This window comes from Vibrio sp. SCSIO 43135, assembly GCF_023716665.1.
Lineage (GTDB): Bacteria > Pseudomonadota > Gammaproteobacteria > Enterobacterales > Vibrionaceae > Vibrio > Vibrio paucivorans.
Window position 1 is genome coordinate 1699090 of the sequence record NZ_CP071859.1, and the last position, 20751, is coordinate 1719840.

The following is a 20751-nucleotide window of genomic DNA, read 5'->3' on the forward strand; positions in this document are numbered from 1 at the left end:
ATGACTACTAACAAATCAACCCGTGCTTCAATCTGGTGTGGTAAACGCTTATTTGATTTAACAGCAGCCTGCTTTGGTTTACTGATTCTATCTCCAATCATGCCGCTGGTAGCGTTAGCCATCAAAGTAAACTCACGTGGCCCAATCTTCTATAAACAGTTGCGAGTGGGCAAATCAACACCGGAAAAAATGATGTTCTTCGAAATCATTAAGTTTCGCACCATGTATCAAGATGCCGAAGCTCGTTCTGGCGCCGTGTGGGCAACAGAAGATGATCCTCGAATTACTCCAGTAGGACGCTTCTTACGTAAAACTCGATTGGATGAAATCCCTCAACTGTTTAACGTTGTGAAAGGTGAAATGTCGCTAATAGGCCCGCGCCCAGAGCGCCCAAGCTTTTACAATAAGCTCGAAAATGCCATCCCATTCTTCGCTGATAGAACGTATGGTGTAATGCCGGGCATCACTGGCTTAGCACAGGTTAACCAAGGATATGACACCTGTATCGATGATGTACGCCGTAAAGTGGGCTTCGACCACAGTTACGCCCTTTCACTTTCTTCTGTGCGTTCTTGGATTGCAATGGACCTCAGCATCATGACCAAAACCATCGTGGTAATGGTCGATGGTCGAGGCCGTTAACCGCAGCACAAATTATCGGCATACTGCTGTAAAACACTGGTATGCCGATAGCGACTCTCCCTTTGCTTTGTTACTATTGCGTCATCGTGCGAATTATCGCTAAAAACAGAATTGACGGACTAAGCAAATGCACTTATCCAAGCTAACTCAAGAAATCTTCGATCACCTGTACCGTGATATCACTGAATTCCGTAGCACTTTCGACCTGCCAGTAGCAGACGTAGCCAGCCTAGATGCAAAAGCCGATACTCTGCACACTTCTCTAGCCATTGAAGAGCTGACAGAACTTGCAGAGGCAGACACCAAAACCGAGCAAGCAGATGCTATCGTCGACAGCGTGTATGTTTTGATGGGTCGCTTAGTTCACTTAGGTGACGCGAAAGTTGAAGACAATCTAGCAATCAGCTACCTCATCGACTTGCTGCTTAACGTGTCTGTAAACCGTGGTATCGACTTCATTCCTTGTTGGGACGAAGTTCACTCAAGCAACATGAGTAAAGTGTGCCGCAACGAAAGCGAATACGCAGACACCGAAGCGCACTACGCTAAACAAGGCATTAAGCTGATGGCTGTACAAAAAGGTGACTACATTATCGCTAAATGTGCAGAAGATTTTGTATCTGAAGGCAAAACGATTCGTCAGGGTAAAGTTCTTAAGTCGGTTTACTACCGCCCTGCAGACCTCGCGCCACTGACTAAATAAGTAACCGCAGTAGATATAAATAGAGCGTACATACTGTATTGGTGTGTACGCTTTTTTATGCCTGACGGATTAACAAGTATTTAAGGAAATGATCAAGTAAAGATACTAAAGCCCCGTCTGATGGTTGCGCTATTTAGGCTAGTAAGCACTAGGAAAAGTCATGCTAACGCCCATATTTTCGGCTGGTTTGGAGCGCGGCAGAAAACCAGCCAGACGACATGTGCTTGTTAGCAATAATAATTACCATCGCTCTCCTAACTCCCCATCTCTCAAATAGTACTTTTTCCCATCTAGGATACTTTTAAGTACTGCTTGGATGTGGATAGGTTGATTTGTAACATCTATTTTTCCAGCTTGATCTCTAAGCTTTTCTAAATCAATAACATCACCAAAAGTTTGTTCATCAATCTGAACATAAGGGCCATTGATAGAGTCACTGCCAGAGTTACCAATTATTTCAGCCACTCTAATTATGCCATTCTCACCACTCATGATGGCATCCATAAATTCAGATGTTTTATCTTTTGAGGATCTTTTTAACTCATAGAAAATGCGTGATTCAAGATGATTGTTAATATGCGTCCTATCGGAAAGGGATTTAATAGCCATCTTTTGATAGTCAACCTCAAGCTCATTCAGCTGTTCTTCAGAGACCCATGGTTCATCATAGCTTTCTCTGTAAATTTGAGCTCGAACTTTGTACAGAACGTCAGCAGCCAAAGGAGCACTTTCTTCTCTTCCAACAAGATTTTTTATCAGTGTATATTTATCGTCACTTTCAGAGATCACCTTATTTGTAAGCCAATTCATCTGGCGATAAAGATCCTTAGACATAAAACCATGATTACTTTCTAGAGACGATATTAGCTTTTCAGAGTTGAGAAATGCATCATAAATGCTAATCAATATATCAAAACTATTGCCCTTGCACTCTTTTGCATAACACGTCATCATTTCAAAGAATCGATCATCGGCATCTTCAGAAGCCGCTCGACTAAGAAACTCATCTCTATCAATGTTTCCATCAATAAAATCGAGAATCTCTTGATCCGAAAAATACCCCGTTGGAGTTTTATAATGAAACGCAACATGAAGCCTTTGCGGAGCTGAAACCCTGCCAGCAGCATCAGCATCCGAAACACCATAATGTGAATAACCACCAGAGTCTATAAGTGGAAAAATATCTCCCAGAAGCCCCTCTAATAGCTTACGCTCCCTTTCACTGAATGCTTTTAAAATTTGACTCCGATCTTCATTAAATGATTTTACCACTTCTTCAGGCTTGTCCATCATAAGGCCGTCATTTGAAAACCTTTTTCCGATATAAGCTTCTGGCGTCTTCTTGACATGTTCGTATATCGCATTGGCTTTTGTAGCAATTATTGATAACGAAAAAAGATCAGAAAAACACACTTGGCCTTCAACCTGCTCCAATACAAACCTCAAGTGGTTGAAAAACCTTTTTAATTCCCTAGGGTTCTTAATTAAATGCTTGAAGTAATGATGATAAATCCAGCTTAATCTCTCTTGGTCACTTTCAAATCTATCTGTTAAATTTTTGTCGCTTAGATTATCCAGCTCGACATTGGCAAGCTCATTCATCCCTCTTTCAGAAATTACAGGAAGGGGCACTCTGAGCTGTATTACCTTATTGATATATTCCGAAGCATTAACGATGTCATTCTTGTCCAAAACGGAGACAAGGTAGCTTGAGTCAAAAGCTAATAGAAACGACGTTCCAGAAAAATCTGCTACAGCCTTTACGAGGCGCAAAACTTGAAATGTTTCGGATGGGGTTAGCCTATCAATATCGTCAATGACTACGATTATCGGGGTTTTGATCTTTTCAATAGCAGAAACAACCTTTTTCTTTCTTCCTAAAAGGTCAAGTTTTTTTAATTCTGCAATCTTCTTAGTTGAACTTCCAAACTTAGAGAATACTTTTTCAACGATTGATGCCCATGGCTCTGCTCCAGGGACAAGCTTTGCGACACTAAAAAGACTAGAGTATGCAATCAGCTCCTTAGAAGCTTTTAGTGCCACCTCAGAGTTATCTTTAATATTAAGTTGAGATGAAAATTGTAGTAAGAAATCTTGAATTAACGACTCAGGCTTACCAGCCAGCCAAGGGTTATACTCAATGATGATAGGAGCAGCTTCTTTTTCATTTAAAGCTCCTTTGACAAGGTTTATTACTGATGTCTTGCCATACCCCCATTCCCCTTCCAAAGATACAGTTAGACAATCATCATCATGATTTAATAGAAGTACGTTTGCTAGGTGGTTAGCAAAATCAAGTCTATTTAGTAAGTCAGGGTCATTGAGTCCACCCTGTATCGGTTGGTCGTTATGGTAAGTTCCCATTCATAGATCCATTGTTTGTGGAGATTGCTAACTTTTGAATAGTGCCTATGCACGCTTTCCAAACCAATTATTTATTTTTTGAATAGCTAACTAATTGATATTAAAGCCCAAAAATTTTATGACAAGTGTGAGCGTGCACAGTTTTGATGATTGTTTGATAAAATATGAACTAAAATAAATAGCTTATTTTTCAAACGGAATTTCATCCATGATAAACATCAAGTCAGTAGAGCTATCTAAGATAACGAAAAATAATTAGAAACTAGATAAATAATTTATTAATGAGTGATTGCTTTAACAAGGTTTAGGGCATCACCAACCTACTCAAAAATCAGATATGGCTTGCCATTAATATCGACTTTTTGCACTTCTGTTCGATACACTTCAGAAAGCAGCGTTGGGGTCAGTACTTCGTTGACAGGCCCCACCTTTTGTAACACCCCATCATTAAGCAGCATCGCAGTGTCGGCATGGCGCAAGGTTCGATTGAGATCGTGGTTTGCCATAATGACACATAGCCCTAATCTCGCGACCTCATCAATCAACTTATAAAGCAGCGTTTCCTGCCCAATATCCAAAGGCGCGCCGGGCTCATCTAGCAACAGTACTTTCGCGTAAGGGTTAATCGTAGGCCAGACCTGCAAGCAGATCGCCGCTAGCCTGACTCTCTGCCATTCTCCGCCAGATAAATGATGGATTGAACGATGCAGCTTATCTTCAATTTCTAGCAGTTCGGTCAGTTGTCGGATCACGCCTTGAACTTCGGCATCTTCAATGGAGCAACAGCTCGGGATAGACAGGGCCAAATACTGAAATACTTCGATGTTAAATGCAGGCCTATCGCTTTGGCTCAAGTAAGAACGATGAAGTGCTAGTGTTGCGAGTGGGGTTTTGGCGACGTCTAACTCATCAAGACTCACATCACCTAAAAAATCCTGAACACCGGACAGTGCATTTAATAGCGTGCTTTTCCCGCTACCGTTAGGGCCTATGATGTGCATCACCTGCCCCGCCTCGCACTGAAACGACAGAGGCAGTAACCGCGAGCCAACATTGAGTGAATTAACGCGAATCATGATTCTTCACTAACATCCAGATAAAGATAGGTGCACCAATCGTGGTGGTGACAACCCCAAGTGGTAACTCCGCCGAGTCCAGCGCAAGCCGAGCAATAATATCGGCAAAGACAAGTAACAGCGCCCCACTCACGGCAGAGATCGGTAATAGGTATTTATTCTCGGTACCAAACGCTAACCGAAGTAAATGCGGAACCACCAGCCCAACAAAACCAATCACACCACCCAACGCTACAGCACCGCCTACTAAGACTGAGACAGCGACAATTAACTTCCAGCGAATGGCATCAACATCGACACCCAGCTGCTTCGCGTGAGTCTCTCCCATCATGAGTTTATCGAGCGCTGCCCCTTGAAAGCATAGCCACACCACCACAGGTAGCATCACAATAGTCACTAGGTGTTGGTACCAGCTTAACCCTCCGATGCTGCCCATCAGCCAATACATCAATTGACGTAGGCTAAGGTCATCGCTGAAGTAAAAAGCCCAAGTCACCACGGCACCAGACATAATGCCCAACGCAACGCCAACAAGTAATAGCCTTGCGGTTGTTAACTTCATCGCCCGAGCCATGCCAACCAATATCAAGGTAAACAACAGCGCGCCCAACACCGCTGCCAGCATAAATGCTTGAGGCGATGCCAATGCAGGGAACATGAACAGCACGATGACCATACCTAAGCTGGCACCGCCTGAAATACCCAGCACACCCGGCTCGGCAAGTACGTTGCCCAACAACACTTGCAGTACAGCGCCGGATACCGCTAACGAAGCACCAATAGCAATTGCGGCTAATAATCTAGGTAAACGTAATTGAGAAAGAAGCTGTAACTCGAGTTGGCTAAGATCACCAAATGGAGAAATGAATAGCTCACCAACCATAAGGTAAGCCGCACTGGTGACAAAGAGTGCGAATAGAAGGATGAATGCGTAGCGCATCCAGCGCTGATGCTTTTGGTGAAGAAGCTGAGAAAAATCCATGATCCAATATAGTCGATGGTTCAACCAATCTGTGCTGTACACAAGCGCCAGATACAATAATGGCTTAACCATAACGTTAAGCCATTAAATAAGCTATTAAAAACCACTCAGTTGAGACTAATCGTAGACAACTTGCCCATCTTCGTAGCGAATCGCAACTTCACAGACCATCAAAGCAGCTCGCTGCCCTATCGCAACATGGCGATTCGGGAACACAATGGCTTCGTCTTCATTTTTCGCCATTAGTGGTTTATCACCATCGTGGCCAAAAACTTCACCATGCTTAAATACCGTGAAGTTCTCTACATCATCTGAGAATAAGAAATCAAAATCTTCGTGTAAGCGCACGACCGTTCTGCTTACTCGGTACATGATTGCTTTCTTCGGCAGGTGTTCTGCTTTGGTATCACCAATTAGATCACGTAGGGACAGGTCAAATGCGACTAGCTTATCGAGTTCATTTTCACCAATGCGTGCGACACGGCCAAGTTCCATTGTCAGAGCCTGCGCGGCAAAGTTTTCAGCGCTATACCAGCTGAAAGTACTTGATGGCGCGTTAGATAACAGCACCGCTTCAACGTGGCCACTTTCTATAAATTCAAACAGCTCTTTACTGCGAACTGGATGTCGGGTTTTAGGGCTAACCGCAAACGAATAATGCTTTGATAATCGAATCGCACAGTGAAGATCTAAGTGCCAACGGCTCTCTTCGCTTGTACCTTGGTAGAAGTCAGTAACCAACAACTTTAGGTTGTCAGCAATAGCGACTTCTTTATTAGATTCTCTGGCTTTATCGTCGAACAATCGATTTAGGTTCTCTTCGATAAAACGCGTATGTTGATTGGTCGCTTCTGGGTGAGCGATGATAAATAAGCAGCGATGCTCAATGGTTTGAAAACCGGATAAAACGTCGTCGACGATTTTATCGACCAACTCCATTGGAGCGGTTTCATCACCGTGGATACCACATGAAATGATGATGTTTTTGCTTTCATCGGACTGCTGAGCCGGAATAATTTCAAGTACACCACGTTGGTGTACCTTCAATGATAGGCCACTAGGGAGGGTTAACTCACCCGCTGGCATATCTTGTTGTAAATCTAAGCTGTCTAAAAGAAAAGATTGGCGAAAGAGAGATTTCGTCATGCGCTACTCCTTTATTGCACAGCGGTATGTTAATGAATTGTACTGGCAATTTATGTAGCTGCGATCCCACTTATTGACAGGAATCGCAAAAATCATTGCCATGAATACGCCACTGAACAAAAAACAAACCGAGCATTGCTGCTCGGTGATAACTTTTTCTATAAGGTAATAATTTAAAGGGATTTTACCATATTTTGTAGGGTGTTACTTTTGATCTAGAAGGGATTCGAACTGATCTATTTTCTCTTTGACCATATCAATACTTTGCTGCCAGAAATCCGCTTGGGTTAAGTCCATACCCAGATGTTTTTCAACCACTTCCTCTGCCATCATGCACCCTGTATCACGCAGCAGAGCAACGTAATCTTTGTAAAAGCTGTCGCCTTTGCTATCGCGCTGTGCATAGACTCCTTTGCTGAACAAGTAGCCGAATAGATACGGATAGTTGTAGAAACTCACTTCCGAAATACTAAAGTGCAGTTTGCTTGCCCAGAAGTAGCGATCGGCTTCTTCCATTGAGTCGCCATACCATTCTTTCCAATGAGCACTCATTAGTTCGCATAGCTGCTCTGCTGTTTGCTCACCTTCAATTCTACGCTCATAAAACGCCTTTTCGAACTCGAAGCGAACCGGAATATTCACCATCAACGCGTAACACGTCGAAAGCTCTTCCCACAGCATTTCTAATTTTTCTTCGCGGCTTTGGGCCTGTTTAAGCAAGCTATCACGCACAATATTCTCTGCAAAGATAGAAGCCGTTTCAGCTAGCGTCATCGGGTAGCGAGTTTGACAAAGCGGCATATCCCGCATGATCCAGTTATGGAAAGCATGGCCAAGCTCATGAGCCAGAGTCATCAAGTCTGATCGGCTTCCTCCCCATGTCATAAACACTAGTGGAGAACGCGTCGCAGCGAATTTCGTACAGTAAGCGCCGAGTCGACGATTGTCACTTGGGGCAGCATCAATCCAACCATTTTCAACCATCAAGTCGACAAAATCCGCCATCTCAGGGCTGACCTCAGCAAATGCCGTTCTAATTACGTCTATCGCCTCTTCGAACGAATACACCTTGGCTTCGGCACTGCCTAAAACTGGCATCGCAGCCATATGATTCCATGGGGCCATGGTCTTTTGACCATGAACTTTCGCCATCAGGTTGCCTGCTTTTTGGCCTGTTGAACGGTTTTCTTTGGCCACCGACATCATTGCGTCCAAGGTCTCACTGGAGATCCGACTTTGATGTAAAGTTGGATCCATAAAGTGAACGTTTTTCACTGATGATCGCTTTTGATATTCGGTATGACGCCAGCCCGATAGAGCATTAAGAATCGCGGCAAAGCTTTCTTGATGAGTCTCCATAGCCTTTTGAATCGCTTTCCAAGCCGGCTTTTGTTTATCGAAATCAGCGCCATAAAGAAGACTTGCTGCTTGGGAAAAACCCATCGTTTCAGTGCTGCCGTCGTCATGTTCGAGCGTCACTTGCAGTGAACCCGTCAAGTTATCATACAACCTACCCCAAGCATCACGGCCATCCACCTGCATGGCAGAGAGCAATTGCTCTTCTTCTATCGACAACTGGGTCTCAGCTTCTTTCCTTAAACAGGCCAATTGAAAGCCTTGCCCAGCAACATCACCGCTGTCATGGTCTAGCACCTCTGCAATAAAGCTTTCTTCGGCGTGAGCCAATACGTTCTCGTATGGAGTGAAAGCTTGAGCAAGCAGAGAGTTTAGCTTAGCAATTTTACCCACCATCGCTTTGGCAGCTTCGTCAGTTGCGTTTACTGAAGCATGACACGTTGCAAAAGTATTGATGGTCGCTAGCAGTGTCCCTGCCGCTTCCGAAGTCTGAATCGCATTTTGCATTGCCAGTACGGTTTGGCGTTTATCAACATGCAGATGGAGTACTTCAATGCACTGCTCAATAAGCGCAATGTCTTGTGAAATCTTTGGGTCGTTCAAACTGCTGTAGGCAATAGTAAGGTTCCAACTTGGCGTTGTCATAGCGCGTCCTTTTGTAAATTGAGCAGTTCTCCGATCGATTGAATACGCGGGTGAATCTGCTCAGATTTTATAATCTGAATATGGGTAACTGATTGGTTTCTAATATTTAATGTCGAATATAATCGAGGGTTTTTCCAATCTAGGTTGAGTATATGAGCCAAAATCATTCTGATCGTTCCACCATGAGCAATCACTAAACAGTCCGACTCCTGATTCTCGATTAGAGCCTGCCACGCCCGTGAAACGCGTTGGTTGAAGCTCGCTAATGACTCACTCCCCTTAAATGAACAGCCAGCTGGATTTTGCCAAAACTGCTCGAGTTCTTCCCAGCGATCTTCAAGCTTGTTAAAGCTCACACCATCAAACTCGCCAAAGTCCATCTCTTGAAATTGTTCGTTAATCGAAACTCGCTGAGAAGAGTCTTGCTGACAAATCAGCTCAGCCAATTCGCGGCAACGCTTCAAGGGAGACGAGATGATGTGATGGCATGGTAATCCTAGTTCAAGCCACGCTTTAGCAATATTGGCTTGCACGTCAGGGTCTACACATACATCGGTGCGACCATTGAGTGCGGGTTCACCTAGCGTTTTTCCGTGTCTTAATAAATAGATGTTGATTGGCTTCATTTGTCACCCTTCATCACCAGAGGCAAGCCAGCTGCAACAAATTCCACTTTGTGCGCCGCTCTTGCGAGCGCTTGGTTCATCCAACCAGCATGATCAACAAACAAGCGTGACACTTCCCCCATAGGAACCACGCCCAGCCCGACTTCATTAGACACTAACAGTATGCTTGCGTCCGATGATTCAAGGGAAGTCACTAGGCCGCTTACCTGAGACTTAATGTCTTCATCGCTTGGCGTTGAAGTTCCGTTCGCAAAAATGATGTTATTGAGCCAAAGCGTTAGGCAGTCAATCAACACCACATCGTCTTTACCAAAAGTAGCAATTAGGTTGGCAAGCTCTGTCGGACATTCATGCTCTATCCAGCCAGTGCCTCTACTCTGCTTATGATGTTCGATTCGAGATCGCATTTCTTCATCAAATGGCTGGGCTGTCGCAACATAATGCAGGCGTCCGCTTTTCTTGTTCGCTAGTGACGTCGCACTTTGCTCTGCATGGCTTGATTTGCCAGAGCGAGCACCACCAAGCACTAATTGAATGGTCATGTGAGGTCCTTTTACCTAAATCAGTCTGGTTTACTGATCGTTTAGATGTAGTAATTAAAGAATAATGCCAGCAAAACAAGGTAGATAAGTAGCTCACTTAGCTGCTGAGCTGCGCCTAAACAATCTCCAGTAAAGCCTCCAATACGCGCCATCAACCAACGCTTAAAGCCAAAGCGAAATACAGTCAGTATCGCCAGCAAAATTAGGCCTGCAAAGGCTGGCAACCATATTAGCGACAAGCAGCCTGTCACGATCAGGAAAATGAGTTCTCCTTTACTTTGTCTGTTGGCAAGTGGCTTGCTTTTACTGGTGTCCAGATCGCTTACATAAGGCATATCGAAAATCAAAGAAGCAGCAACGGCACGGCTTAAGGTGTAAGCGGTGATAAGAACCAATACGAGCGGAGCTAAGGAATGCAGTTTAACCAACAGAATAAACTTCGCTAACAACGCCATGATAAGTGTTGCTGCACCATAAGTACCAATGCGGCTGTCTTTCATTATTGATAGACGGCGCTCTGGGGTCATGCCGCCACCGATTCCGTCCGCCATATCGGTAAGGCCATCTTCATGAAATGCACCGGTAAGCAGCAAGCTAAAAACCATCGTTATCAGAATGGCGATGGTCATGGGCAAAAATAACGACATTAAGCTGAACACGGCGGCACATAGCCCACCAAGTAACGCGCCCACTAGAGCAAAATAGCGGCCACTTCGATTCATGCGTTCTTCATCGTATGGTGTCGATTTTGGAATAGGAATACGCGAGAAAAAGCCAAGCGCTAACCAAAATAGTTCGACTTGATACCGAATTGCACGCACCATTAGACGGTGACTCCAGCATCTTCAAAGCTTGCCATGGTGTTGTAAAACTCGGCAGCGGCACGAAGTAACGGCATGGCCAGTACAGCACCGGTTCCCTCGCCTAGCCTTAATCCCAAATCGAGTAACGGCTGAGCGTCCAGCTTGTTCAAAACAAATTGATGCGCTGCTTCTTCAGACTTATGAGCAAAAATCATGTAATCGCGACATTGAGGATCAATCAGCGTTGCTACATAAGCTGCCACACTGACGATAAATCCATCCACCAACACAGGGGTTTGTCTTTTACCCGCCGCTAAGAACGCACCGACCATCTGAACGATCTCGAACCCTCCCACTTCAGCCAGTACTTGCTGTGGCGTGGCTGATTTACATCGCTCAACCCCTTTCGAAACCACATCGACCTTTTTGGCTAACTGCTGTGGATTAATTCCCGTACCTAAGCCGACCGCATCTTGTGGCTTAATATCACCTAACGCACAAATGATTGCTGACGCACTACTCGTGTTGCCGATGCCCATTTCACCAAACATGAGAATGTTTGAGCCAGAATCGATAACGCGTTCTGCGACCGATTGTCCAAGCTGTAAGCCACGCTGTACTGTCTCTGGTGACATTGCTGATTGATGAGCAAAGTTACTGGTTCCTTCCCCCAGCCTTTGTTCAATTAGCCGAGAAGAATCTGTTTGTATTAGTGACAATATGCCAGTATCAACCACCCACATATCAACATCGTTACTACGACAGAAACAGTTGATCGCCGCGCCACCAGCAAGGAAGTTATAAACCATTTGTTGAGTGACAGCGCTTGGCGCGATACTCACGCCTTCTTCAGCGATACCATGATCTCCAGCAAACACCAGAATCGTTGGTTTCGTCAGGCTAATATTTGTGACAGCATCACGTTTACCCTGACTTTGGATGAGTGCTAAATGGTGAGCAAGCTTCTCTAGTTGGCCTAACGCGCCTATTGGTTTGGTTTTTTGATCAATACGGTGCTGAATCACTTCAGAGTGAATGGTATCTAACATGCTATTTAACTTATGCGGTAAGAAATGGAGCCAAAGCACTATGCCACTACACTATGGCGTTATTCACCAACATAAGCCGATGATTCATAGTGCTTCCTTATTCTATGAATAGCTTGAGTCTAACGCGAAACCAAGATGTTCTCTAGAGGAACAACAAGGCTCAACACACTGAATTTCGTTTATGTTCTCACCTGGCTTGTCATTCTGAGTGTCAAAATAACTTGGCTAATATGAAATTTATCAACTAAGGTTTTAGATACCATCATAACTCATTCATTCTCAAACCTTTCTTGTAAACGGCATAGAAGATGCTTGTTTAGATTCACCATTAGACGCTTTCTATGTCGGTAACGTCTCTTGATGAGATAAGGAGTCACGATGTTTGCTAATCAAAGAGCGAAAAGTACAAAACGCACTAAACAATCAACAAACAAAAGTCAGAAAAAAGTCCCTCTTTCACTCACATAGCTCTGATGTTTAAACCAGCCAAATGACCTCGCATCGCGAGGTCATTGCGTTTCTGTAGTTCGTTGTGACAGTAAGTAACGGCTAAAATGAATTTCCTAAGCAACATTTATCCTAAATCACAGAAACTTCGGTTAGATTTGAGCTATCTTCAAATTCTGGCGATTAAAAAGGCATTTGAATGAGCATTATTGGTGACAACTCTACGGTAATCATTGCCGGAGGCAACGGCCTCGTCGGTTCTGAGCTTACAAAACTATTGCTCGAGAATGACCCTATTTCAAAGGTGTATGCACTTGTACGCCAGCCCCTCCCTTTCTTTCATCCTAAGCTCGACGCAATTCAAGATGATCAATTACGCGTACTGGAATGGAATGAAGAGCAGCCTATTCCTGAAATTGGCTTTATTTGCTTGGGAACAACAAAGAAAAAAGCGGGTTCGAAAGCCGCTTTAGAGAAGATCGACTATGAGCTTGTATGCGATGTCGCTCAATCTATGAAAGTGCTTGGTGTAAAAAAGATTGTTGTCGTTTCCAGCTATGGTGCATCGGTTCAATCGCTTTCACACTATTTGAAGTGCAAAGGGAAGATGGAACATGCAATATCCCGTTTGGATTTTGAAAATACCGTCTTCATCAGACCCGGTCCTCTGCGTGGGATCAGAGATGAGCCCCGCAACGACGAGCTCGCATTACAAGTCATCATGAAAGCGATTCGCCCATTGATGATAGGTAAACTGCGTAACCTCATTCCAATTGATGCCACTGATGTGGCGACAGCTATGCTCTACAGCGCATTCGATAACTCGCTCGGAAAACATAGCATCTTAACCACTGTCCAAATGCGTGAGCTGCTCGAAAAATATCTGCCATCTAATCACTAGATGGCAGTACGGAACTCATAACCTAACTTACTGTGGCGTTACTCTCTAGGCGTTGACGAGCTAGCTTTAAGGTGAGTAAAACCACCATAACACTAGTGAAGCCAACCAACACCATACCCAAGCTTTGCACCTTAGCCGCGACAAATAAGCCTAACCCAATCATTAGATAGTACATCAACCCAAACAGTGCCCCTGCACTACCAACCGCGTCTTTATAGCCAATAAGTGCACGACTCAGAATATTTGGAATTCCAATTCCAAAGCCAATCACAACGAGAATCATGGGTAGCAGAAACACTATGCTGCTTGATAGCGTATGCACTCCAATGGCTCCACACATAGATATGGCGACAGCAATAACAATTAGCTTGTTACTTTCTATACCAAGTTTTATTAATTGCTTGTTGGCAATGCTACCTGCAAACGTTCCTATCGCTAGAGCGATTCCACTATGGCCAAAATCGACAGAACTGAGCCCCAAAGATTTAAACATAAACGGGCCTTGGAGATAGTAACTGAACAAAGCAACGTTAAAGCATGCAACCAAACCAGCACTAAACCATATATCCATGTCGCTAAATAATTTCTTAGCAAGAAAACCAAGATTTAGTTTCGATAACTGGCTTGGTTTGGTCTCTGGTAGCTTAACAAAGCACGCAGCACCTAAAGTTAACGCCAATAAACACAGCGCAAAAAACACCGCCTGATAGCCATTCCAATCAACCAGATAACCGCCAAGTCCCATACCTAGTACAGGACTAATCGAAAGTCCGATTCCCATATAAGAGAAAACTCGGCTCAAATCAGGTCCTTGATAACTGTCTCGCAATATCGTTTGGCTTACTACCGATCCAACTGCAGCGCCAAATGCACTAATGACTCTGCACAGCATCAATGCGTCAAAGCTTGGGGCTAACAGCGCTCCAATTGCCGCCAAACCATATACAGCTAACCCTAAAAGCATCGTCGCTCGGCGACCTAGATAATCAGATAACACACCCCAGACAATGACACCAACAGCAAATGCGACGAAGTATATCGACAGTGTTTGACTTGCCATGCTAATCGATACCGAAAAGCCTTGGGCTATATCTGGCAAAGCTGGGCTATATATAGTTTCAACGATCTGCGGAAACATCATTAACGCAACCATCAACCCAACAGAAGGAGAAGTTTTCATACATCATTCCTCAATTGATTCAAAGTGCGCGCAGTGTAGTGTTATTTGCTATAGTCCCTATAACAACATTAAAACAATAAATATCGAATTTAGGACAAATGGCGATCATTGATGAAACCACCCGTTTCGATGCCGACAAGCTAGAGGCAAGCGTTATTGGTATTGCGGCAGAGGTGGGCAAGCACGATTCAGGTATGCACTCACACGGTAAAGCGCAGTTATTGTTTGCGCCGCAAGGTTGCATGACGATCACGCTGGATAACACCCAATGTATACTCCCTCCTACACGAGCTGCTTGGATTCCTGCTGGAGTCAAGCACTGTGCGAGAATGAACAACGTTGTGGCGTACCGCTCGCTTTACTTCGATCAATCTGTGAGTCCTGAACTCGAACATCAAGTTAAGGTATTCGATGTGAGCCCGCTATTCGTTGCTTTGATAGAACGAATGGCATTTTGGCCTTGGGATATTCCTGACAAACAAACGGCTAATACTGTTGCTCTATTTTTTGAAGAGCTGGCAAGCTTAAAAGAACAGCATTTGTCTCTACCTATGCCTACAGACAGACGCCTCGTGCCCTGGCTATCTCATTTGCAAATTGGCGATGCCATCGCCCCACCACTTAACACGCTAAGCCAAACCATTGGGGCAAGCAGTAAAACCATTACTCGAATTTTCGCCAAAGAAACGGGCATGCCTTATCAAAACTGGCGACAACGCTGGCGACTTCAAAAGTCGATAGAAATGCTCTCATCTGGGCTTCAAGTCAATGACGTCGCTTATCAACTCGAATTTTCCAGCGACAGTGCGTTCATTGCTTTTTTTAAACAGCAAACTGGGCTAACGCCACTGCAGTACTTATCGCCGAAGTGAACGGTCCCCTGCTGTCTGATACTTGGAGGGAAGAATCTTAGGCGACAGAATCCTTGCTGCAACTAAAACGAATTTTTCTCTAACAAAACTTAACCGGGAAAAGGCAACACACCTTAGGTTTGGTAGTCGAAAACAATGATGTCTTCGAGCAGCGGCCTAAACACTTCTTTCAATGCTTCATGCTCTCGGTGAGGAAGGTAATGTTGTCTGCCGGCCTCGTCCAAGAAGGTCATCAATACCGAATGAGTGTAACCTTTATTTTTTCCTTCTGGGCTATCGTTCTCACCCCACTCTACCGATACCACACCATCAACTTTATCGGTCATGGCTTCGAATAACCTCTGTAGTTTCGTAATCTCGGCATTTGTTGCCTCCTCTTTAAACTTGATTAGCAAAATGTGTCTGATCAATGTATCTCTCCTAGCTTGGTTCTGGGCTTTGCGACGACTAACAAGAGCTAAATACCCCCACACTCTATTTTCGCGAAGAATATGTACGTTAGAGCACTACCATCCCACCATTAAGTGACTGTCGCGACAGTACAGTTCTAGTAATATATTCCGCTAACATCAGCCTGAATACTGATTTTTATACCCTAAGTACGCGAATCTGTCTGGATTTACCTTGCTTTCCTATCCACGATTACGGGATACTTACAGCACTAGTAACCATGTTCACAAGCCTTTATACGTCAACGTATTAGAAGATAATTTTCTTTCTCTCGGAACCAAACTATTTGTGTGTTCCGCCGTGTAGCAAACTGCAACGCCAACAAGAACTTCTTACACGGCTACTAAGTCGTATGATCGTTACGTAACTAAAGAGCCACTGCCATGGTCGGTCATCTTTAAAATTTGGATATCAAAGCGCGGAAAGCATGAACAATAGCGAACAACCCACTTTTTTCTTCTTCGACTACGAGACTTGGGGCACCAGCCCAGCTAAAGATCGACCAAGTCAGTTTGCTGGAGTTCGAACCGATGCAGATTTTAATATCATCGGTGAACCGCTCGTCATTTATTGTCAGCCGCCTTCCGATTACCTTCCCTCGCCAGAAGCGGCACTCATCACCGGAATTACTCCGCAGAAAGCGTCATCGCAAGGGCTTCCTGAACCCGAATTCATTGCTAAGATCCACGCAGAGCTTTCCAAGCCTAAAACCACCAGCCTTGGCTATAACAGTATTCGGTTTGATGATGAAGTCACTCGATACACTTGTTATCGAAACTTTTTCGACCCTTACGCTTGGAGCTGGCAAAACGGGAACTCACGTTGGGACTTACTTGATGTCATGCGCGCTTGTCATGCCCTACGCCCAGAAGGCGTAGTGTGGCCTGAAAATGATGAAGGTTACACTAGCTTTAAGCTCGAACATTTATCCGTCGCCAACGGCATTGAACACGAAAATGCCCACGATGCGATGGCAGACGTTATCGCTACCATCGAAATGGCGAAAAAGCTAAAAGCAGCGCAACCAAAATTGTTTAACTATTTCTTAGATATGCGCCACAAGCGAAAGCTGAACGAGCTAGTTGATATCGTCAACATGACTCCACTCATGCATGTATCTGGAATGTTTGGCCGCGACTGTAATTACACCAGCTGGATTGTGCCTGTCGCATGGCACCCTACTAATCAGAATGCAGTGATTGTTGTCGATCTGGCTAAAGATCCACAGCCTTTAATCGATTTATCGGTAGAAGAATTACACACGCGACTTTACACCAAACGTTCCGAGCTTGGGCAAGATGAGCTGCCTGTGCCAATTAAACTGGTACATTTAAACAAGTGCCCGATTCTTGCGCCTGCAAAAACACTGACTGCCGAAAACGCTGAAACAATTGGAATCGACCGCGAGCAATGTCTTGCCAATTTGGCCATCATACGTAAGCACCCAGAAGTACGCGAAAAGCTGATTGGCTTATACAACATTGAACGTGAATACGAGAAGAGCAGCGATGTTGATACGCAGCTCTACGATGGCTTCTTCTCACCAGCAGATAAAGCCTCGTTGGATATCATCCGTGAAACTGACCCAAATAATCTAGCGGCACTGGATATCACTTTCAGTGACTCTAGAATCCAACCTTTGCTGTTCAAGTATCGCGCTCGCCACTATCCATGGACACTCGACGAAAGTGAACAGAGCCGTTGGGCAAACCACTGTCGTGAATACTTCGAGAACAACATTGAAAACTACATGCTGAACCTAGAAAACTTAGTTCACGAGCATGAAAGTGATGAAAAGAAGATTGCTGTTTTAAAATCGGTCTATCAATACGTTCAAAAGCTAACATCCTAATTAATACGCGGACCCATCGGTTCGCGATTGTGCTCCAATAACTTAATACATTGTCATTTATGGGTAATAAAATTCTAAAGTACATCGTCTCTATGGGGCTTATATTCCTCTGCCTCTTCGCTGGAACCGCTCTTCAGTCACTACTCGGAGTCTCGGTGCCAGGAAGTGTGTTTGGTATGCTAATGCTGTTTGGGCTTATGGCATCGGGACTTGTACCTGTCGACTGGGTTCAACCAAGCGCGAGTTTGTTTATCCGATTCATGATTTTGTTATTCGTTCCTATCAGTGTCGGCTTGATGGAGCACTTCGATATGCTTATCGCCAATGCTTTACCGATCTTAGCCAGTGCAGTTGGCGGTACCATTATCGTTATGGTTTCATTAGGCTTGTTCCTCGATCGTTTTTTAAAGAAGGGGAACAAGTAAATGTGGTTACTCGTTACCATCATCGTTTTTTTCTTTGCCCGTTGGGTGAGTCAAAAGTTCAATAACCCAATCTTGAACCCTCTACTCATAAGCGTTGCGATTATCATTCCGACACTCATCTATTTAAAAGTTCCTTTTGAGACGTACTACGCCGATAACACATGGATTAGCTACCTGCTTCAGCCCGCTGTAGTTGCGCTCGCCTACCCTCTTTATGAGCAGTTACCCCAAATACGAGCGAATTGGCGTATCATCATGCTCGCTTGTGGTGTGGGATCGATTATGTCTATGCTCACTGCCAGCATGATCGCCGTATCCATGCAGGTGGATTTAGAACTTATCGCCAGTTTGCTAGGTAAATCCGTTACGACACCTATTGCCATGGAAGTATCCAGCCACCTTGGTGGAGAACCTGCGATTGCTGCAATATTGGTGTTAATTGTCGGTTTGTTCGGCGCAATGTTCGCTTATCCGATCTATAACCTGTTAAACATTACCCATCCGATTGCCAAGGGCTTAACAATGGGGACAGTATCCCACGCACTAGGTACCGCTACCTGTGCAGAGAAGGATCCTAAAGATGCAGCGTTCAGTTCTCTTGCGTTAGTCGTGTGCGGTGTTATTACCTCAATCATTGCTCCGAGTGTTTTCGCACTGTCTGTCTGGTTACTTTCTCTATAAAGAACAACCTCTTTATCGCAAATCTCTTTTCAAACACGTCGAATGACTAGCCCCCATTCGACGTGCTTCACTTAATCTCGCAATGAAATCGATATCATGTGTGATCTCACTCTAATCATGCAACTTGAAAATTCATTACATTAATTATTGTGATTAAGATCTCAGCAATGTTTCATTTGTGTCATAGAATAGAGTTCAACGCTTAAATAAGGATTTCTAATGAAGAGCCGCATTGAACAGGCGCTAAAAGACGCGCCAAAGCCTATTACTGACTTTTTAGGTCCGATCCTATTAGCCGATGACTTTGACGCAACACTGTCTGCAGAGCAGTTCAATCAGCTTCTTAAAATCTCTGGCCTAGACGATGCGGAACTACGCGTAGCACTACTTCCATTCGCTGCGGCTTATTCTTACGCCCCTATATCTAAGTTTTACGTTGGTGCGATTGTACGCGGCTTGTCTGGTAAGCTTTATTTCGGTGCTAATGTTGAGTTCTCTGGTGCACAGCTAGGCCAAACGGTGCACGCCGAGCAATGCGCAATTAGCCACGCTTGGATGAAAGGTGAAAAAGGCATTTCTGATATCACCATCAACTTCAGCCCGTGTGGTCACTGCCGCCAGTTTATGAACGAATTAACCACTGCAAATGAGTTAATTGTTCAATTGCCTGAGCGCGACGAAATGACTCTACAAGAGTATTTGCCAGAATCATTTGGCCCAGCAGATCTAGGAATTGAATCAGGGTTAATGGCTGAAATCCACCATGGCAAAACGTGCGATGATCAAGATGAATTGGTTACGCAGGCACTAGCTGCCCTTAATCGCAGCCACGCCCCATACACGAAAAACCTTAGCGGTGTTGCACTCCGTTTAAATAATGGGAATTCTTACCATGGCGCATATGCTGAGAACGCAGCATTTAACCCAAGCCTACCTCCTCTACAAGTTGCTTTAATTCAGATCCTAATGGACGGACAATCGTTCGATAATATTGAATCAGCGGCCCTAGTAGAGATGGCAGACGGTAGCATTAGCCACCTTGCGGATACCCAATCGACGCTGGAAGTCATCAACCCAGATATCCCAGTATCTTATTTAGCTGTATAAATAAGCTTAGAGAAATGAAAAAACGCCTAGCAATTGCTAGGCGTTTTTATATCAGGAATGTATATCACTTTATTAGTTAGCACTTTCTTCAATACTCTCAATCGATATGCTATTCACAACATCTCCGAGTGCAAAAACCGCATCACTACCCAATACGACCTTAGTTTCATCGTCCATCGAGAATTCGAAATTTCCTGAAATCCAAACTCCGTTAATTTGCACACTACCACTCTGGATATACATATCAGCGGTACACACCTCACAAGAAATTCTCTTTATTTCAGCTACTTTCCAGGTAGCATCAGAGGGGACAGTATGCAAACCTTTGTTATCTAGTACTTCAGCAGAAACAGGTAACGGTATGATTGCCGACAGTACTAACAAACAGGCTATTTTAAGTCCCATGTAATGAACTTCATCCATTGCTAGTAATAAGCGCAATTTTGTAAAACACTCGATTCGCTATATAGGTCCGGTCCTTTGGAGCCAATTTCATTCCACGTGTATTTCACTGTTTCTCTATCCCAAAAACCTTTCCAGTGGATAACAAAGTCTCGTTCATTAACTCTTTCCAAAGTAAACATTGGATGTTTCGTACTGAAACCATTCCAATTTAAATATGCGCCTGCACGACCAACGGTATCTACCGACTGATAGAAAAACTCGCTATAATTTTCAGCTTTAACTTCTTTGGCTATTACGTAGATTTGGTTCGAGTTCACCTCAACCCGTGCCGTACCATTAGCTTGAAACGTTATCGAGAAATAGTTAACGCTGTTTGGTGCTTCTAAGTTACAAGATGCTTGTAGTTTGATCGGAGCGGAGTGAACCGAAAATGCTAAACCGCAAAGTACGATAAATAACTTGAGTTCTGGCATTACTTATATCTCGAGTAACTTCAT

The 20751-nt window shown here is 44.2% G+C and carries 21 protein-coding genes; 8 read left to right on the forward strand and 13 right to left on the reverse strand.

The features are described 5' to 3' along the window. Together J4N42_RS07660 and J4N42_RS07665 are read left to right on the forward strand one after the other, a co-directional pair. The gene (locus tag J4N42_RS07660; RefSeq protein WP_252027247.1) at nucleotides 1-642 is read left to right on the forward strand and encodes a sugar transferase; all 642 of its coding nucleotides are present in this window, start codon (nucleotides 1-3) and stop codon (nucleotides 640-642) included. A 127-nt stretch (nucleotides 643-769) separates the two neighbouring features. Further along, on the forward strand, nucleotides 770-1345 hold the full coding sequence (locus J4N42_RS07665) for a nucleoside triphosphate pyrophosphohydrolase family protein (RefSeq protein ID WP_252027248.1): 576 nt from the start codon (nucleotides 770-772) through the stop codon (nucleotides 1343-1345). 240 nt (nucleotides 1346-1585) lie between these two features. Here J4N42_RS07665 and J4N42_RS07670 read toward each other — a convergent pair whose 3' ends face one another. From J4N42_RS07670 to cobT, 9 genes are all read right to left on the reverse strand, one after another. Continuing rightward, nucleotides 1586-3709 (reverse strand): KAP family P-loop NTPase fold protein, encoded by a 2124-nt coding sequence (locus J4N42_RS07670; RefSeq protein ID WP_252027249.1) that lies wholly within the window; start codon nucleotides 3707-3709, stop codon nucleotides 1586-1588. Between the two features lie 320 nt (nucleotides 3710-4029). Beyond that, on the reverse strand, nucleotides 4030-4785 hold the full coding sequence (gene btuD / locus J4N42_RS07675; protein WP_252027250.1) for a vitamin B12 ABC transporter ATP-binding protein BtuD: 756 nt from the start codon (nucleotides 4783-4785) through the stop codon (nucleotides 4030-4032). Further along, on the reverse strand, nucleotides 4772-5767 hold the full coding sequence (gene btuC, locus J4N42_RS07680) for a vitamin B12 ABC transporter permease BtuC (protein WP_252030806.1): 996 nt from the start codon (nucleotides 5765-5767) through the stop codon (nucleotides 4772-4774). The genes btuD and btuC overlap by 14 nt, the downstream gene beginning before the upstream one ends. A gap of 117 nt (nucleotides 5768-5884) precedes the next feature. Then, complete coding sequence (locus J4N42_RS07685) at nucleotides 5885-6913, reverse strand: succinylglutamate desuccinylase (protein ID WP_252027251.1); 1029 nt, start codon at nucleotides 6911-6913, stop codon at nucleotides 5885-5887. Nucleotides 6914-7117: 204 nt separating this feature from the next. Further along, complete coding sequence (locus J4N42_RS07690; RefSeq protein ID WP_252027252.1) at nucleotides 7118-8914, reverse strand: M3 family oligoendopeptidase; 1797 nt, start codon at nucleotides 8912-8914, stop codon at nucleotides 7118-7120. Then, nucleotides 8911-9540: a histidine phosphatase family protein gene (locus tag J4N42_RS07695; RefSeq protein ID WP_252027253.1), complete on the reverse strand. Its 630-nt coding sequence runs from the start codon at nucleotides 9538-9540 to the stop codon at nucleotides 8911-8913. Before J4N42_RS07695 ends, J4N42_RS07690 begins: the two co-directional genes overlap by 4 nt. After that, the gene (gene cobU, locus J4N42_RS07700) at nucleotides 9537-10082 is read right to left on the reverse strand and encodes a bifunctional adenosylcobinamide kinase/adenosylcobinamide-phosphate guanylyltransferase (RefSeq protein WP_252027254.1); all 546 of its coding nucleotides are present in this window, start codon (nucleotides 10080-10082) and stop codon (nucleotides 9537-9539) included. The genes J4N42_RS07695 and cobU overlap by 4 nt, the downstream gene beginning before the upstream one ends. A gap of 41 nt (nucleotides 10083-10123) precedes the next feature. Then, nucleotides 10124-10906: an adenosylcobinamide-GDP ribazoletransferase gene (locus J4N42_RS07705; protein WP_252027255.1), complete on the reverse strand. Its 783-nt coding sequence runs from the start codon at nucleotides 10904-10906 to the stop codon at nucleotides 10124-10126. After that, nucleotides 10906-11934 carry a nicotinate-nucleotide--dimethylbenzimidazole phosphoribosyltransferase gene (gene cobT / locus J4N42_RS07710; protein ID WP_252027256.1) on the reverse strand — a complete coding sequence of 343 codons (1029 nt, stop codon included), beginning with the start codon at nucleotides 11932-11934 and terminating at the stop codon, nucleotides 10906-10908. Before cobT ends, J4N42_RS07705 begins: the two co-directional genes overlap by 1 nt. Nucleotides 11935-12580: 646 nt before the next feature. Between cobT and J4N42_RS07715 the strand changes: the two genes are divergently transcribed. Then, the gene (locus J4N42_RS07715; protein ID WP_252027257.1) at nucleotides 12581-13282 is read left to right on the forward strand and encodes an NAD(P)H-binding protein; all 702 of its coding nucleotides are present in this window, start codon (nucleotides 12581-12583) and stop codon (nucleotides 13280-13282) included. Nucleotides 13283-13304: 22 nt separating this feature from the next. Here the strand turns inward: J4N42_RS07715 and J4N42_RS07720 are convergent, their stop codons facing one another. Next, nucleotides 13305-14462: a multidrug effflux MFS transporter gene (locus J4N42_RS07720; RefSeq protein ID WP_252027258.1), complete on the reverse strand. Its 1158-nt coding sequence runs from the start codon at nucleotides 14460-14462 to the stop codon at nucleotides 13305-13307. A gap of 98 nt (nucleotides 14463-14560) precedes the next feature. Between J4N42_RS07720 and J4N42_RS07725 the strand changes: the two genes are divergently transcribed. Next, a complete protein-coding gene (locus tag J4N42_RS07725) occupies nucleotides 14561-15334 on the forward strand; it encodes an AraC family transcriptional regulator (protein WP_252027259.1) in 774 nt (257 codons plus the stop codon). Between the two features lie 113 nt (nucleotides 15335-15447). Here J4N42_RS07725 and J4N42_RS07730 read toward each other — a convergent pair whose 3' ends face one another. Beyond that, nucleotides 15448-15744, reverse strand: a complete 297-nt coding sequence (locus tag J4N42_RS07730) for a Dabb family protein (RefSeq protein ID WP_252027261.1) — start codon at nucleotides 15742-15744, stop codon at nucleotides 15448-15450. A gap of 467 nt (nucleotides 15745-16211) precedes the next feature. On the opposite strand from J4N42_RS07730, the gene sbcB reads away from it, so the two are divergent. The 4 genes from sbcB (at nucleotide 16212) to cdd (ending at nucleotide 19849) form a co-directional block, all read left to right on the forward strand. Next, the gene (gene sbcB, locus J4N42_RS07735) at nucleotides 16212-17636 is read left to right on the forward strand and encodes an exodeoxyribonuclease I (RefSeq protein WP_252027262.1); all 1425 of its coding nucleotides are present in this window, start codon (nucleotides 16212-16214) and stop codon (nucleotides 17634-17636) included. A gap of 59 nt (nucleotides 17637-17695) precedes the next feature. Further along, nucleotides 17696-18061, forward strand: coding sequence for a CidA/LrgA family protein (locus J4N42_RS07740; RefSeq protein ID WP_252027264.1), 366 nt, complete (start codon nucleotides 17696-17698; stop codon nucleotides 18059-18061). Continuing rightward, complete coding sequence (locus J4N42_RS07745) at nucleotides 18062-18742, forward strand: CidB/LrgB family autolysis modulator (RefSeq protein WP_252027266.1); 681 nt, start codon at nucleotides 18062-18064, stop codon at nucleotides 18740-18742. 219 nt (nucleotides 18743-18961) lie between these two features. Further along, on the forward strand, nucleotides 18962-19849 hold the full coding sequence (gene cdd, locus J4N42_RS07750; protein WP_252027268.1) for a cytidine deaminase: 888 nt from the start codon (nucleotides 18962-18964) through the stop codon (nucleotides 19847-19849). A gap of 72 nt (nucleotides 19850-19921) precedes the next feature. Here the strand turns inward: cdd and J4N42_RS07755 are convergent, their stop codons facing one another. Both J4N42_RS07755 and J4N42_RS07760 read right to left on the reverse strand, forming a co-directional pair. After that, complete coding sequence (locus J4N42_RS07755; RefSeq protein ID WP_252027270.1) at nucleotides 19922-20254, reverse strand: hypothetical protein; 333 nt, start codon at nucleotides 20252-20254, stop codon at nucleotides 19922-19924. A gap of 20 nt (nucleotides 20255-20274) precedes the next feature. Beyond that, nucleotides 20275-20727 (reverse strand): hypothetical protein, encoded by a 453-nt coding sequence (locus tag J4N42_RS07760; RefSeq protein ID WP_252027271.1) that lies wholly within the window; start codon nucleotides 20725-20727, stop codon nucleotides 20275-20277. Nucleotides 20728-20751: the final 24 nt, after the last annotated feature.